Annotated in this window: 13 protein-coding genes; 6 read left to right on the forward strand and 7 right to left on the reverse strand. The window is 69.7% G+C overall.

Features of this window, described 5'->3' with window-relative positions; translation table 11 throughout:
• Positions 1-28: 28 nt before the first annotated feature.
• On the forward strand, positions 29-1,552 hold the full coding sequence (locus tag ACSBPH_RS09645; protein WP_442574132.1) for an acyl-CoA synthetase: 1,524 nt from the start codon (positions 29-31) through the stop codon (positions 1,550-1,552).
• Positions 1,553-1,561: 9 nt separating this feature from the next.
• On the opposite strand, the gene ACSBPH_RS09650 is transcribed toward ACSBPH_RS09645, so the two are convergent.
• The 5 genes from ACSBPH_RS09650 to ACSBPH_RS09670 all read right to left on the reverse strand — a co-directional run bounded on the left by ACSBPH_RS09650 (position 1,562) and on the right by ACSBPH_RS09670 (position 5,939).
• The gene (locus ACSBPH_RS09650) at positions 1,562-2,404 is read right to left on the reverse strand and encodes a PaaX family transcriptional regulator (RefSeq protein WP_442574133.1); all 843 of its coding nucleotides are present in this window, start codon (positions 2,402-2,404) and stop codon (positions 1,562-1,564) included.
• Positions 2,404-3,201, reverse strand: a complete 798-nt coding sequence (locus ACSBPH_RS09655) for an ABC transporter ATP-binding protein (protein ID WP_442577278.1) — start codon at positions 3,199-3,201, stop codon at positions 2,404-2,406. The genes ACSBPH_RS09650 and ACSBPH_RS09655 overlap by 1 nt, the downstream gene beginning before the upstream one ends.
• A 1-nt stretch (position 3,202) precedes the next feature.
• Complete coding sequence (locus ACSBPH_RS09660; RefSeq protein WP_442574134.1) at positions 3,203-4,027, reverse strand: ABC transporter permease; 825 nt, start codon at positions 4,025-4,027, stop codon at positions 3,203-3,205.
• On the reverse strand, positions 4,024-4,854 hold the full coding sequence (locus ACSBPH_RS09665; protein WP_442574135.1) for an ABC transporter permease: 831 nt from the start codon (positions 4,852-4,854) through the stop codon (positions 4,024-4,026). Before ACSBPH_RS09665 ends, ACSBPH_RS09660 begins: the two co-directional genes overlap by 4 nt.
• A 101-nt stretch (positions 4,855-4,955) precedes the next feature.
• Positions 4,956-5,939, reverse strand: a complete 984-nt coding sequence (locus ACSBPH_RS09670) for an ABC transporter substrate-binding protein (protein ID WP_442574136.1) — start codon at positions 5,937-5,939, stop codon at positions 4,956-4,958.
• A 14-nt stretch (positions 5,940-5,953) separates the two neighbouring features.
• Between ACSBPH_RS09670 and ACSBPH_RS09675 the strand changes: the two genes are divergently transcribed.
• From ACSBPH_RS09675 to ACSBPH_RS09695, 5 genes are all read left to right on the forward strand, one after another.
• On the forward strand, positions 5,954-6,115 hold the full coding sequence (locus tag ACSBPH_RS09675; RefSeq protein ID WP_442574137.1) for a hypothetical protein: 162 nt from the start codon (positions 5,954-5,956) through the stop codon (positions 6,113-6,115).
• A gap of 222 nt (positions 6,116-6,337) precedes the next feature.
• The gene (locus ACSBPH_RS09680) at positions 6,338-7,144 is read left to right on the forward strand and encodes a methylenetetrahydrofolate reductase (RefSeq protein ID WP_442577279.1); all 807 of its coding nucleotides are present in this window, start codon (positions 6,338-6,340) and stop codon (positions 7,142-7,144) included.
• Between the two features lie 13 nt (positions 7,145-7,157).
• Positions 7,158-8,033 carry a formyltetrahydrofolate deformylase gene (gene purU / locus ACSBPH_RS09685; RefSeq protein WP_442574138.1) on the forward strand — a complete coding sequence of 292 codons (876 nt, stop codon included), beginning with the start codon at positions 7,158-7,160 and terminating at the stop codon, positions 8,031-8,033.
• A gap of 59 nt (positions 8,034-8,092) precedes the next feature.
• The gene (gene ligM, locus ACSBPH_RS09690; RefSeq protein WP_442574139.1) at positions 8,093-9,502 is read left to right on the forward strand and encodes a vanillate/3-O-methylgallate O-demethylase; all 1,410 of its coding nucleotides are present in this window, start codon (positions 8,093-8,095) and stop codon (positions 9,500-9,502) included.
• A gap of 177 nt (positions 9,503-9,679) precedes the next feature.
• On the forward strand, positions 9,680-10,261 hold the full coding sequence (locus ACSBPH_RS09695) for a PadR family transcriptional regulator (protein WP_442574140.1): 582 nt from the start codon (positions 9,680-9,682) through the stop codon (positions 10,259-10,261).
• 87 nt (positions 10,262-10,348) lie between these two features.
• Here the strand turns inward: ACSBPH_RS09695 and ACSBPH_RS09700 are convergent, their stop codons facing one another.
• Entirely contained in the window at positions 10,349-11,269 is a 921-nt protein-coding gene (locus tag ACSBPH_RS09700) for a DUF6351 family protein (RefSeq protein WP_442574141.1), read from the reverse strand.
• A 94-nt stretch (positions 11,270-11,363) separates the two neighbouring features.
• Positions 11,364-12,251 (reverse strand): PaaX family transcriptional regulator, encoded by an 888-nt coding sequence (locus ACSBPH_RS09705; RefSeq protein ID WP_442574142.1) that lies wholly within the window; start codon positions 12,249-12,251, stop codon positions 11,364-11,366.
• Positions 12,252-12,269 lie beyond the last annotated feature (18 nt).

Genomic DNA, 12,269 nt, shown 5'->3' on the forward strand with positions numbered 1-12,269 from the left:
CTCGACCCCGCACGCTCGAAGGAGAGACATGCGCAATCGCGGAATCGGATTCTGGCTCGCCAAGCGCCGGCTGAAGAACCCCGACAAGCCCGCCGTCGTGTCCGGCGACGACGTGCTCACCTATCGTGAGCTCGCCGACGCCGCCGACCGCGTCGCGGCGGTGCTGTGGCACCGCGGCATCCGCAAGGGCGACGCGGTGGCCTACATCGGCGAGAACAGCCCGCAGTTCCTCCAGGTGATGTTCGGCGCGGCGCAGCTCGGCGCCGTGTTCGTCCCGGTCAACACGCGCCTCGCGGCCCCCGAGATCACGCACGTCCTCGTCGACTCGGGGGCGCGTGCCCTCGTGCTCGACGCCGAGTTCCTCGAGCGGGCGATGCCGGGCGTCGAGGCCGGGCGCATCGCACACGTCATCGTGACGGGCGACGGCGCGCCGCAGCATCCGGGACTCGCACGCCTGGTCTCGGAGGCGCCCGGCGGCCACACCGCCGCCGATGTCGAGCTCGACGATCCGGCCGCGATCATCTACACCTCGGGGACGACGGGGCGCCCGAAGGGGGCGGTGCTGAGCAACGGCAACCTCACCTGGGTCGCGCTCAACTGCATCGTCGACTACGACGTCGTGTCCTCCGACGTCTCGCTCATGATCTCGCCCCTCTTCCACGTCGCCTCGCTCGGGATGGGCGCCCTCCCCGTCATCCTCAAGGGCGCGACGCTCGTGCTGGAGAAGGGCTTCGAGGCGGGCCGGGCGCTCGCCCTCATCGAGCGGCACGGGATCACGATGCTCAGCGGCGTGCCGACGACGTATCAGATGATGGCCGACCACCCGGCGTGGGCGAGCACCGACCTCTCGTCGCTGCAGAAGCTCACGTGCGGCGGCTCGGCGGTGCCCACGCGCATCCTCAATGCCTACGAGGAGCGCGGACTGTCGTTCTCGCAGGGTTACGGCATGACCGAGACCTCGCCCGGCGCCACCTCGCTCTCGCCCGAAAAGACGAGGGAGAAGCAGGGGAGCGTCGGCCTCCCCCACTTCTTCACCGATGTGCGCATCGCCGACGAGCACGGGGATGTCGTGCCCCGCGGCACGGTCGGCGAGATCGAGGTCGCCGGGCCCAACGTCTTCCTCGGCTACCACGGTCTGCCGGAGGCAACGGCACAGGTCTTCACCGACGACGGGTGGTACCGCTCGGGCGACCTCGGCTACCTGGATGAGGACGGCTACCTCTTCATCGCGGATCGGCTGAAGGACATGATCATCTCCGGCGGCGAGAACATCTATCCCGCCGAGGTCGAGAACCTCATCGCCGACATCGAGGGCGTCTCGGGCGTCGCGGTCGTCGGCATCCCCGACGAGCGCTGGGGAGAAGTGCCCTGGGCCGTCGTCACCCTGCGCGACGGCGCCGAGGTCGACACCGAGACCGTCCGCAAGCACCTCGACGGCCTGGTCGCCCGCTACAAGCTCCCGAAGAACGTCATCGTGGTGGAGGACCTCCCCCGCACGGCATCCGGCAAGATCCGCAAGGGCGACCTGCGCGCGCGCTTCGGCGACAGCTGAGGCGCGGGGTCAGGTGACGAGGCCGGCGAAGTCGCGCACGGCGGGGAACGCGAACTCCCGGTGCCGGCGGGTGAACAGCTCGAACGACCGGTCGGCCGGCCAGTCCTCGCCCATGTACTGACGCGGGAGTCGAGGGTCGGCCCGCAGTAGCGCCAGCCAGTCGGCCACGAGCAGCGTCCGCGCCGTGACCGACGGGAGGTCGGCCGCGGCATCCTCCCGCTCCCAATGCGAGATGAACTCGTGGTGCGCCTCGCGGATCGTCTCGACATCCCACGCCATCCGCACGGCGTCGGCCATGGGGAACCCGTCGAGCTCGGTGGCCGAGAAGGCGATGACGGATGCCGGGGGCAGATCGGGGATGAGCGCTCCGAGTGCCGCGGCGAGGTCGACGCGCCCCGGCGCGATCCACAGGCCGTCGCGCAGCGCGCCGAAGCCCGACCACGTGAGGGCCGCGCGGAGGCGGTGGCGGAGATCACGGAGGTTCTCGGGGAGCGTGAAGGTCACGAGGGTCCATCCCTCGCCCTGCGGCTCGAACGGCGCAGGCCCGTTGACACGGCCCGAAGCCTCACGGAGCACCTCGCTCCCGTGGGGCGTCAGCTCGAAGCCGATCTCGCGCCCGAGCCGGCGACGCTCGAGGAGGCCGCTCGCGACCATGCGGTCGAGATTGGTCCGCACGGCGGGGGCCGTGACTCCGGCGCCCTCGAGCACGGTGAGGAGCACCGTCGTGCGCAGCGGCTCGAAGTAGCGGTCGCAGACGTACTCGCCGAAGAACGCCAGCAGCAGCTGCCTCGGCTTGCGCGTGAGCACCGAGGTCTCGACGACGGCGCGGGCCGTCGCAGGGCCCGCGCTCATCACGCCGTCGTGCCGGGACGAACGGCCTCACCGCGCTTGGCGCGCTGGATCTGCTCGTACACGTGCGTGCGCAGCTCGGTGAACCGCGGCAGGGCGCGCGTCGTGATCTGGTCGCGCTCGGGGGCGAGGTCGATCGCGAGATCCTCCTGCACCCACGTCGGCGACTTCGAGAGCACGATGACGCGCTCACCGAGGTAGACCGACTCGTCGATGTCGTGCGTGACGAAGAGGATCGACATGCCCCGGTCGCGGTGCAGTGCCCGCACGAGGTCTTCGAGGTCGGCCCGCGTCTGCGCGTCGACGGCCGCGAAGGGCTCGTCCATGATGAGCACCTCGGGCTGGTATGCGACGGCGCGGGCGATCGCGACGCGCTGCTGCATGCCTCCGGAGAGCTGCCACGGGTAGCTGCGGGCGGCGTGCTCGAGGCCGACGGCGACGAGGGCGTCGTCGATGAGCCGGTCGCGCTCGGCGCGCGTGAGCTTCTTGTGCTTGAGAGGCAGCTCGACGTTGCCGCGCACCGTGAGCCAGGGGTAGAGGCTGCGGCCGTACTCCTGGAAGACCAGCGCCATGTTCGGCGGCGGCGCGGTCACCTTCTGGCCGTGGAGGGCCACGACACCCGAGGTGGGGCGCAGGAGCCCCGCGATGCACTTCAGCAGCGTCGTCTTGCCGCACCCCGACGGGCCGACGATGCAGACGAGCTCGCCGGGCGCCATCGTGAAGCTGATGTCGCCGATCGCCTCGACGTTTCCGGTCGACGAGTCGTAGATCTTCTTGAGGTGCTCGACCTCGAGGAGCATCTCAGGCACGCTCCACCTCCTTGATTCCGTGGTACCAGCGCAGCACCCGTCGCTCGACGAATCCGAAGATCGCGGCGAGCAGGACGCCGATGAGGCCGAGCAGCAGGATGCCGCTCCACATCTCGGCGATGAGGTAGTTGCGCTGGAAGAAGACGATCTGGAAGCCGAGTCCCGACGAGGAATAGCCGAGCTCGGAGATGACCATGAGGATGAGGGCGATCGACAGCGACTGCCGCACACCCGCCATGATGCGCGGGCTCGCCGCGGGGAGCACGAGGAACCGCAGGCGCTGGGCCGAGGTCAGCGCGAAGGAGCGGGCGGTCTCGGTCATGACGGAGTCGGTCGCACGGACCCCCTCGATCGTGTTGAGGAGGATCGGCCACACCGAACCGACGACGATGACGACGACCTTCATGGCGTCGGTCGGGCCCATGAGCACGACGAAGATCGGCAGCAGCACGGGCGGCGGCACCGCGCGGAAGAACTCGAGCATCGGCTCGAGCAGCTCCCGCAGCCACCGGTTGAGTCCGATGAGCATACCGGCGCCGATGCCGACGACGATCGAGATCACGATGCCGACACCCAGGCGGGCGAGGCTCGGCAGGACGTCGGTGAATAAGGCGGGCCCGACCCACGTCTCGACGAACGCCTGCATGAGCTCGGCGGGCGACGGGAAGAACTGGGCCGGGGCGACCGTCGCCCAGATGCCCCAGATCACGATGAGGATGAGCGGCAGGCCGATCGCATAGGCCGTGTTCTCGCCGATCTTCGCCCAGACGCGCGACCGCGGCCGCGGGGTGACGACGGTGCTCGTGTAGAGGGTCACAGGACTTCCTCTCCCCGGATCGACTGGTGCCACGACAGCGCGCGCCGCTCGACGGCGCGGAAGACGAGGTTGATGAGAAGCCCGAGCACGCCGGTCACGATGACCAGCGCGTAGACGGTCGGGTAGTTGCCGGCCGACTGCGCAAAGACGATCTCGCGCCCGAGGCCCGGATTGCCGATGAACATCTCGGCCGTGATGGCGAGGATCAGCGCGACCGCCGCCGCCAGCCGGAGCCCCGTCATGAGGTACGGAAGGGCCGTCGGGAAGACGAGGTTGACGATCCGCGAGCCGCGCGAGAGCCCGAAGCTGCGGGCCGTGTCGCGGGCCACGGCGTCGACGTCGGCGACGCCGTAGAGCACCTGGATGAAGACCTGCCAGAAGCTCGCGAAGACGATGATCACGAGCGCGGCCTGCAACTGATAGCCGTACATGAGCACGGCCAGCGGGATGAGGGCGACCGACGGGATGGGGCGCAGGAACTCGACCGTCGTGTGCGTCGCGCGGCGCAGGAACGGGACGAGCCCGATGACCGTGGCGAGCACCGCACCGAGCACCGTCGCGATGACGAGGCCGATGCCCCACGCGGTCATGGTGCGCCCGACGTTGCGCCAGAACTCGAGGTCGCGGAACTGCTGCCCGAGCGCCGCGAGGGTCTCGGTAGCAGTCGGGAAGAACCGGGGGTCCACGACGCCGAGGGTCGGCAGGAGCTGCCACGTGATGAGGAAGCCGAGGATGCCGGCCAGGCCCAGCCCGATCTTGCGCAGCGTCCGCAGCCGGCGCGACGGGCGCTCCCGGGCGGGGGCGGCGCCGAGGGTGGCAGTGGCCATGGATGCTCCGATCGGAACGAGGCGGGTCGGGGGGTGGACGGAGAGAGGGGACGGGATGCCGCAGGCCGCGGGCCGCGGCATCCCGTCCCCTCCCGTCGCTGCTACTGCTGCTGGATCAGGCGGCCGTAATCGGGCTCGGAGTCGATGTAGCCGAACTCGAGCGCGAGTGCACCGAGGTCCTTGATGCCGGCGTCGCCGAGGTCCCACGTGAAGGTGGGCAGCGTGATGCCTGCCGCGGCCTCCTCGGGGATCTTGAGGTTCTTCGCGATGGCTGCGCGCACGGCGTCCTCGTTCGAGGAGGCCCAGTCGAGGGCCTCCGACATGGCGGCCGAGTACGCTGCGACCAGCTCGGGCTTCTCGTCCAGGAGCTTCTGGGTCGTGATGTTGGTCAGCACCGTGAGGCCCGGGATCGTGGCCTGGTAGGGCTGCACGACGGAGGTGCCGCCCGAGCCGAGGATCATGGCGCGGAAGGGATCGGGCGCCCACGCGGCATCCATCGTCCCGGCCTCCAGCTGCGCCGGCACATCGGGGAAGGCGACCTCGACGAACTTGATCGTCGAGGGGTCGCCGCCGTCGTCCTGCACGGCCTTGCGGATCGTGAGGTCGCCGGCCGCGCCGATCGTGTTGACCGACACCGTCTTGCCCGCGAGGTCGGCCGGCCGCGTGATGCCGGAGTCGCCCGAGGCCACGACGGCGTTGACGTCGGTGCCGTCGACGAGGCTGTTGGCGTAGTCGCCGATGATCGTGACGCCGAGGTCCTGCAGGTCGGCGCGGATGGGGCCGAAGGGCTGACCGATGGCGAACTGGATGTCGCCGCTCAGCAGCGCCGGGATGGCGTTGGCGCCGCCCTGCGCGGGGACGACCTCGATCTCGAGGCCGTGATCGGCGAAGATCCCCTCGTCGATCGCGGCCCAGAGGGCGCCGGTCTCGGCGATGGGGAGAGCCGCGACGCGGACGGTGGTCATCTCCCCCGACGCCGCGGCGTCCGTCGGAGCGGTGGTGGGCGGCGCTGCGGAGTCGGTGCAGCCGGCCAGGGCGAGGGCTGCGGCGGCGAGGATGCCGAAGCCGGCAAGTCTCTTCTTCATCGAGGAGGCCTCTCATGACGGGTATGGGCAGGAACCTCGACGGATGCCGTCCGCCGCGGGCGGAGGGCCAGCACGCCGTCGTGGTGACGATCTCATGGTGGGGGGCGGAGGGCGCGAATGTCAATACTTTCTTGACGATCGACACGGAACAGTTGAATATCGACGCCATCCGCTGAATGGAATGGCCGCACCGCGGACCGCGGCGGGCGCCGCACGATGGAGACATCGACGACTCGATCTCGATTACCTATTGCCATTACCTATGTGGATAGGTATTCTGAACCCACCCGCGGCGCAGAGACGCCCGCATGAGGAAAGGACCTCGATCAGTGGCACGCACGACTCCCGCCCCGAACAAGCAGGCGGCACTCGAACTGGTCCGCGACTTCTCGCTCGAGATGACCGGAAAAGACGTCCCCGGTCTCGAAGAGGCCAAGCACGCGATCCCGCTCGGCACGAAGATCAACGTGACCTTCCTCGGCAACGAAGACCTCGAGATGCGGGTCGCGGCCGCCAAGGCCGTCAAGGACCTCGGGTTCGTCCCGGTCCCCCACATCTCCGCGCGGCGCCTGTCGAGCCAGGGGCAGCTCGAGGAGTTCCTCGGCCGCCTGCAGGAGGTCGGCGCGACCGAGCACATCTTCGCCGTCGGCGGCGACCCGACGACCCCCGAGGGTCCGTACGAGGACTCGCTGAGCGTCATCCGCTCGGGCCTCCTGTCGACCTACGGCGTGCGCGAGGTGAGCATCGCGGGCTACCCCGAGGGGCACCCCGACATCAAGGCCGAGGTGCTCGACCGCCACCTCGAAGACAAGTCCGCCGCTCTCAAGGAGCAGGGACTGGATGCCGTCATCCTCACGCAGTTCGCGTTCGACACCGATCCCGTCGTGCGCTGGATCAAGAGCGTCCGCGACCGCGGCATCGACACCCAGATCCGCGTCGGCACCCCCGGCCCCGCCGGCGTCAAGCGCCTGCTCGGCTTCGCTCGCCGGTTCGGCGTCGGCGCCAACGCGATGATCGTGAAGAAGTACGGCTTCTCGCTGACGAACCTCCTCGGCACCGCAGGGCCCGACCAGTTCGTGAGCGACCTGTCGAGCCTCCTCGCACAGGACCCCTCGGCGGGAAGTGTCAAACTGCACTTCTACACGTTCGGCGGGCTGCTGGCGACCTCGGAGTGGGCGCGCGAGTTCAGCGCCGCCCAGTCCTAGGAGGCGACCCCCGATGACCCTGCACAACGACAGTTCTCGCGATCGGGCATGCCTGATCGTGCACGGCCCCGATCAGGCCGGCCTCGTCGCGGCCGTCACGGCGCTCGTGACCCGCAACAAGGGCAACATCGTCTCGCTCGACCAGTACTCCTCCGACCCCGAGGGCGGGGACTTCTTCCAGCGGGTCGTGTTCCACCGCGCCGACCTGCAGGCGGCGCTGCCCGAGATCGAGGAAGACCTCGCCAAGACCCTCAAGCCGTACGGCATGCAGTGGCGACTGACCGATCAGTCGATCCCCAAGCGCATGGCGATCCTCGCCTCGACGAGCGACCACTGCCTGCTCGAGCTGCTGTGGCGCCACCGCCGCGGCGAGCTGCCCGTCACGATCCCGATGGTCATCTCGAACCACACCAACACGGCAGAGGATGTCCGATCCTTCGGCATCCCGTTCTTCCATGTCCCGTCGCAGGGTCCTGACAAGTCCGAGGCCGAGGCGCGGATCGTGGAGCTCCTCAAGGGCAACGTCGACTTCGTGGTGCTCGCGCGCTACATGCAGATCCTGTCCGACTCGTTCCTTGAGAACGTCGGGGTCCCCGTCATCAACATCCACCACTCGTTCCTGCCCGCCTTCATCGGCGCCGCGCCGTATCGCAAGGCGTGGGAGCGAGGCGTCAAGCTCATCGGCGCGACGAGCCACTACGTGACGAAGGACCTCGACGAGGGCCCGATCATCGAGCAGGACGTCGCCCGGGTCAGCCACGCGCACAGCGCGGCCGACCTCCAGGCCCGCGGCGCCTACGTCGAACGCGCCGTGCTCTCGCGCGCCGTGCAGTGGCACGCCGAAGACCGCGTCATCCGGCACGGCAACCACACCATCGTCTTCAACTAGAAGACGGATGATCCGGATGCCTCGCCCGAGGCATCCCCGAATGAACAGAGAGGTTCCCCGTGGCCAGCAATCTGCAAGAGCTGCTCGACGAGAAGGGAAGCGCGGTCGAACTGCTGCGCAACTCCCAGATCGGCTCCTACATCTACCCCGTCGTTCCGGCGGACTTCCAGAACTGGATCAAGGAGCAGCGCGCCTGGCGCGACACGGCGGTCCTGTACGACCAGTCGCACCACATGGACAACGTCTTCCTCAAGGGGTCGGACGCCATCAATCTGATCCGCGACACCGCGATCAACTCGGTCGAGGTCTTCCCGGTCAACCGCGCCAAGCAGTACGTCCCCACCACCGCCTCGGGGCACGTCATCGGCGACGGCATCCTCTTCCACGAGGCCGAGGACGAGTTCGTCTACGTGGGTCGTGCGCCCGCGTCGAACTGGCTGCTCTACCACGGTGAGAAGGGCGGCTACCAGAACCTCGACATCCAGGTCGACCGCCGCTCCCCCTCGCGCCCGTACGGCGACGCCGTGACGCGCCGCTACTACCGCTTCCAGATCCAGGGCCCCAACGCCTGGCAGGTCATCGAGAAGCTCAACGGCGGACCGCTGGAGCAGCTGCGGTTCTTCAGCATGTCGACGATGCAGATCGACGGCGCCCAGGTGCGCACCCTCCGCCACGGCATGGCCGGCGCGCCGGGCCTGGAGATCTGGGGCCCCTACGCCGACCACCACCGCGTCCGCGACGCGATCGTCTCCGCCGGCGCCGAGTTCGGGCTCGTCCCCGTCGGGTCGCGCGCATATCCGTCGAACACCCTCGAGTCGGGCTGGATCCCCTCGCCCCTCCCCGCGATCTACACGGGCGCCGAGGAGCAGGGCTACCGCGAGTGGCTCCCCGCCGACAGCTACGAGGCCACCGGCACGCTCGCCGGCTCCTTCGTCTCGGAGAACATCGAGGACTACTACCTCACGCCGTGGGAGCTCGGCTACGGGTCGTTCGTGAAGTTCGACCACGACTTCATCGGCCGCGACGCCCTCGAGAAGATCGACCCGGCGACGCAGCGCAAGAAGGTCACCCTCGCGTGGAACGCCGAGGACGTCACGAAGATCTTCGCGTCGCTGTTCGACACCGAGAACGAGAGCTACAAGTTCTTCGACCTGCCGCTGGCCAACTATGGTTCGGCGAACTACGACGCGGTTCAGGATGCCGATGGCAGCGTCGTGGGCTACTCGATGTTCACGGGTTACAGCGCCAACGAGAAGCGCGCCCTGTCGCTCGCGACGGTCGACCCCGACGTGCCCGAGGGCGCCGAGATCACGGTCGTCTGGGGCGAGCCCAACGGCGGCAGCAAGAAGGCCTCCGTCGAGCCGCACCGTCAGCTCGAGGTGCGCGCCGTCGTGAGCCCCGTCCCCTACTCAACCGTCGCCCGGCAGACCTACCAGGGCGGCTGGCGCACGGGCTACGAGTCCGCCTGACCCGCCCGGCCCGGCCGGCCCGGCCGGCCCGGCCCTCCGGTCGGGCCCGCCCGGCCCTCCTGAAACCGTGAGCCTCCATCTGACCGCCGAGAGCGTGGGTGACACCCGCGCTCTCGGCGGCCCAGTGGAGGCTCACGGGTTTGGGGGTCGGTACGCTCGGGAAACGAAAGGGGGCACATGAGCCTCAGGTATGCGCTGCTGGCGATCCTCCGGGTCGGTCCGCTGTCGGGCTACGACCTGCAGAAGCAGTTCCACCAGTCGGTGGGACACGTGTGGCACGCCCCCGACTCGCAGATCTACCCCGAGTTGCGCAAGATGGAGGCCGACGGCCTGGTCGAGGCCGAGGAGCAGACGCGGGGTGAGCGCGGCACGCGCCGGCTCTATCACGTGACGGATGCCGGGAACGAGGCGTTCCTCGCCTGGATGGCCTCGCCGCTGGACTATCAGCGGGTACGCGATCCCGCGCACCTGCGCGCCGCCTACCTCGAGGCGGCCAAGCCCGACGACGCCCGGCGCTTCCTCGAGGCGCACATCGCGGAGTGGGAGGGCGAGCTCGCCCAGTGGGAGGGGGAGCTCACGCACATCGAGGCGCTCTCGAACCCCATGCTCGTGCGTCGCCTCGACGTGACGCCGGCGTCCGAGCGCGAGCGCACCATTGCGTACAAGCGCTTCGCCTACGAGGGCCTCGTCGAGCGTGCCCGCGGCGAGATCGAGTGGGCTCGTCGCGGCCTCTCCCTCGTCGACCGCCTCTACCCCTGACACAGCCCGGGTCCCGGGCGGCCAGCCAGTCGCGGCCGCAGCAGGGCGGGCGCTGCCCGGAGGCAACGCCCGCCCGCTTCCCGGCGCTTACGGCTTGCCCGGCGCCTTCTTGACCTTCCCCGTGGGGTCGGAGACGAGGGTCACCGCGACCCGGTCGTCGGCCGAGACCGTCGCTCGGACCGTCAGCTCGGCTCCCACCAGGTCGGCCGTCGGCGCGAAGCTCGCCTCGACGGCACCGGCGATGGGCGCGCCGTCGGCGATCCACTGATACGCCACGGTCGCACCCTCAGCGGCCTGCACCTGAGCGGTCACGACCTCTCCGACACGGGCGGTTCCCGCGACGACGGGTGCCGCGCCATCCACCGCCTCGGTCGTCCCGAAGTCGAGCCACGTGCCTTCCAGCGGCGTGACCCCCTGCGGACGCTCCGACCAGTCGCAGACGCCCGACGGGAACGTCGAGGCCAGACGTGCCCACTGCGCGTCGGTCACGCCCGGATAGTCGGCGCGGTTCGCCGGCGCGAGCGTGCACTTCAGGCCGTCCGCGAGGAGGGGCATGCCCGCCTCGGCGCGCGGCTGCGAGTGGTACGGGTAGAGCTGGTTGCACGCCGTCCCGGGGTCGTCGTAGTCGAGCGTCTCGGAGATGAACGACATCTGGGCGTCGAAGCATCCGTCCGTCAGACCCGCCGGACGCGCGGCGACCGTGCGAGCGCGGTCGCCCGGTCCTCCGGCGGCCTCGATCGCGTCGAGCCAGTCCTCGAGCTGATCGAGGGCGGCCACCCGCATCTGGTTCGTGTTGGCGCCGATGTTCGCGCCGGTCCAGTTGACGTGGGTGTCGGCGTTGCCGTACGCGGCGAGCATCCGCTCCCGGATGATGGCCGAACGGTACCGTTCGTGGAAGTCGCCCGTCGGGTCGGTGTAGTTGCGGATCTCGATGACCGGCGTCCACGCGAGGCCGCCCGTCATCATGTTGATGCGCCCGGTCGCGTGGCCGGATCGGGTTTTCTTCATGGATTCCTCCGTCGACGTCGTTGTCACGGCGAAGCGGCGTCGCTCCGCCTTACGCGACAGAGTAGAAGTTCACATGACGCTCGTCAACGAAACTTCAAGTATTAAGGTCCTCCGGCATGCGTCGGCGGCTCACGAGCGCCGCGAGGTCCGCGTCGATCTCCGACACGAGCAACCGCATCCGCGCCTCGGCGCAGTCCCCGAGCTCGTTGTAGCGGCGAGCCCACGCCCGCCGCGTCGACATCCGTGGCCAGTCGGCGGGAAGGAGCTCCGCGGGGATGCCGGTATCCCTCATCCGGAACGCCTGCCACCCGAGCATGACCCGCATCCGTTCCCGGAATGCCGCGACGGGTTCGGCCGGGATGCCCGCCGCCTCGATGTCGACCGCGAACCGCCGGTACTCCCCGGCGACATCCTCGAGCGCCCACGCCGACTGCGGGCCGCCCGCGATCGAGGTCTCGAGCGTCGCCCGCATCGCGGTGACGTCGCGCACGCCCAGCTCGCGCAGCTGCGCCATCGCCTCGGCGGCGCGGTCTCGGGGCGAGAGCCAGACCCCGTCGTAGAGCGGGGCGAAGCCGAGCCAGCGCAGCCGCGACCGGGCGAGGTGACGCGACGAGCGCTCCGACTCGGGGATCGAGAAGGCCAGGACGCTCCACAGGCCGTCCCAGCGCGGCTCGCCGCGGCCGAAGGATTCGAGCCACGTGCCCTCCTCGTCGACCATGTCCTGCGCGTGGGGACTGAGCCGGTGGGTCGTGCGGCGGCCGACGCGCTCCGCGAGGAGGAGGTCGCTGCGCGCCATGCGCGCGAGCGTCGCGCGGGCGGCGGCCTCCTTGAGGCCGAGGTCGGTGAGGGCAGTCACGATGGCCCCCGTCGGCATCGGCTCCGAGACGTGCCACCAGTAGTCGCCGAAGATGGTGAGCACCTGCCGGACCGGCGAGATCCGGCGGGGCCCGGGCGAGGACGCGGCATCCTCATCGAAAGTCATGGGTGACATCTTCGCACC

The sequence above is a fragment of the Microbacterium sp. F51-2R genome, from assembly GCF_052180235.1.
Taxonomy (GTDB): domain Bacteria; phylum Actinomycetota; class Actinomycetes; order Actinomycetales; family Microbacteriaceae; genus Microbacterium.

Excerpts from the sequence above, each read along its gene's own strand:
- ACSBPH_RS09645 (WP_442574132.1), top strand. The coding sequence starts at position 29 with ATGCGCAATCGCGGAATCGGATTCTGGCTCGCCAAGCGCCGGCTGAAG.
- ACSBPH_RS09650 (WP_442574133.1), bottom strand. The coding sequence starts at position 2,404 with ATGAGCGCGGGCCCTGCGACGGCCCGCGCCGTCGTCGAGACCTCGGTG.
- ACSBPH_RS09655 (WP_442577278.1), bottom strand. The coding sequence starts at position 3,201 with ATGCTCCTCGAGGTCGAGCACCTCAAGAAGATCTACGACTCGTCGACC.
- ACSBPH_RS09665 (WP_442574135.1), bottom strand. The coding sequence starts at position 4,854 with ATGGCCACTGCCACCCTCGGCGCCGCCCCCGCCCGGGAGCGCCCGTCG.
- ACSBPH_RS09670 (WP_442574136.1), bottom strand. The coding sequence starts at position 5,939 with ATGAAGAAGAGACTTGCCGGCTTCGGCATCCTCGCCGCCGCAGCCCTC.
- ACSBPH_RS09675 (WP_442574137.1), top strand. The coding sequence starts at position 5,954 with ATGACGGGTATGGGCAGGAACCTCGACGGATGCCGTCCGCCGCGGGCG.
- ACSBPH_RS09680 (WP_442577279.1), top strand. The coding sequence starts at position 6,338 with ATGACCGGAAAAGACGTCCCCGGTCTCGAAGAGGCCAAGCACGCGATC.
- purU (WP_442574138.1), top strand. The coding sequence starts at position 7,158 with ATGACCCTGCACAACGACAGTTCTCGCGATCGGGCATGCCTGATCGTG.
- ACSBPH_RS09695 (WP_442574140.1), top strand. The coding sequence starts at position 9,680 with ATGAGCCTCAGGTATGCGCTGCTGGCGATCCTCCGGGTCGGTCCGCTG.
- ACSBPH_RS09700 (WP_442574141.1), bottom strand. The coding sequence starts at position 11,269 with ATGAAGAAAACCCGATCCGGCCACGCGACCGGGCGCATCAACATGATG.
- ACSBPH_RS09705 (WP_442574142.1), bottom strand. The coding sequence starts at position 12,251 with ATGACTTTCGATGAGGATGCCGCGTCCTCGCCCGGGCCCCGCCGGATC.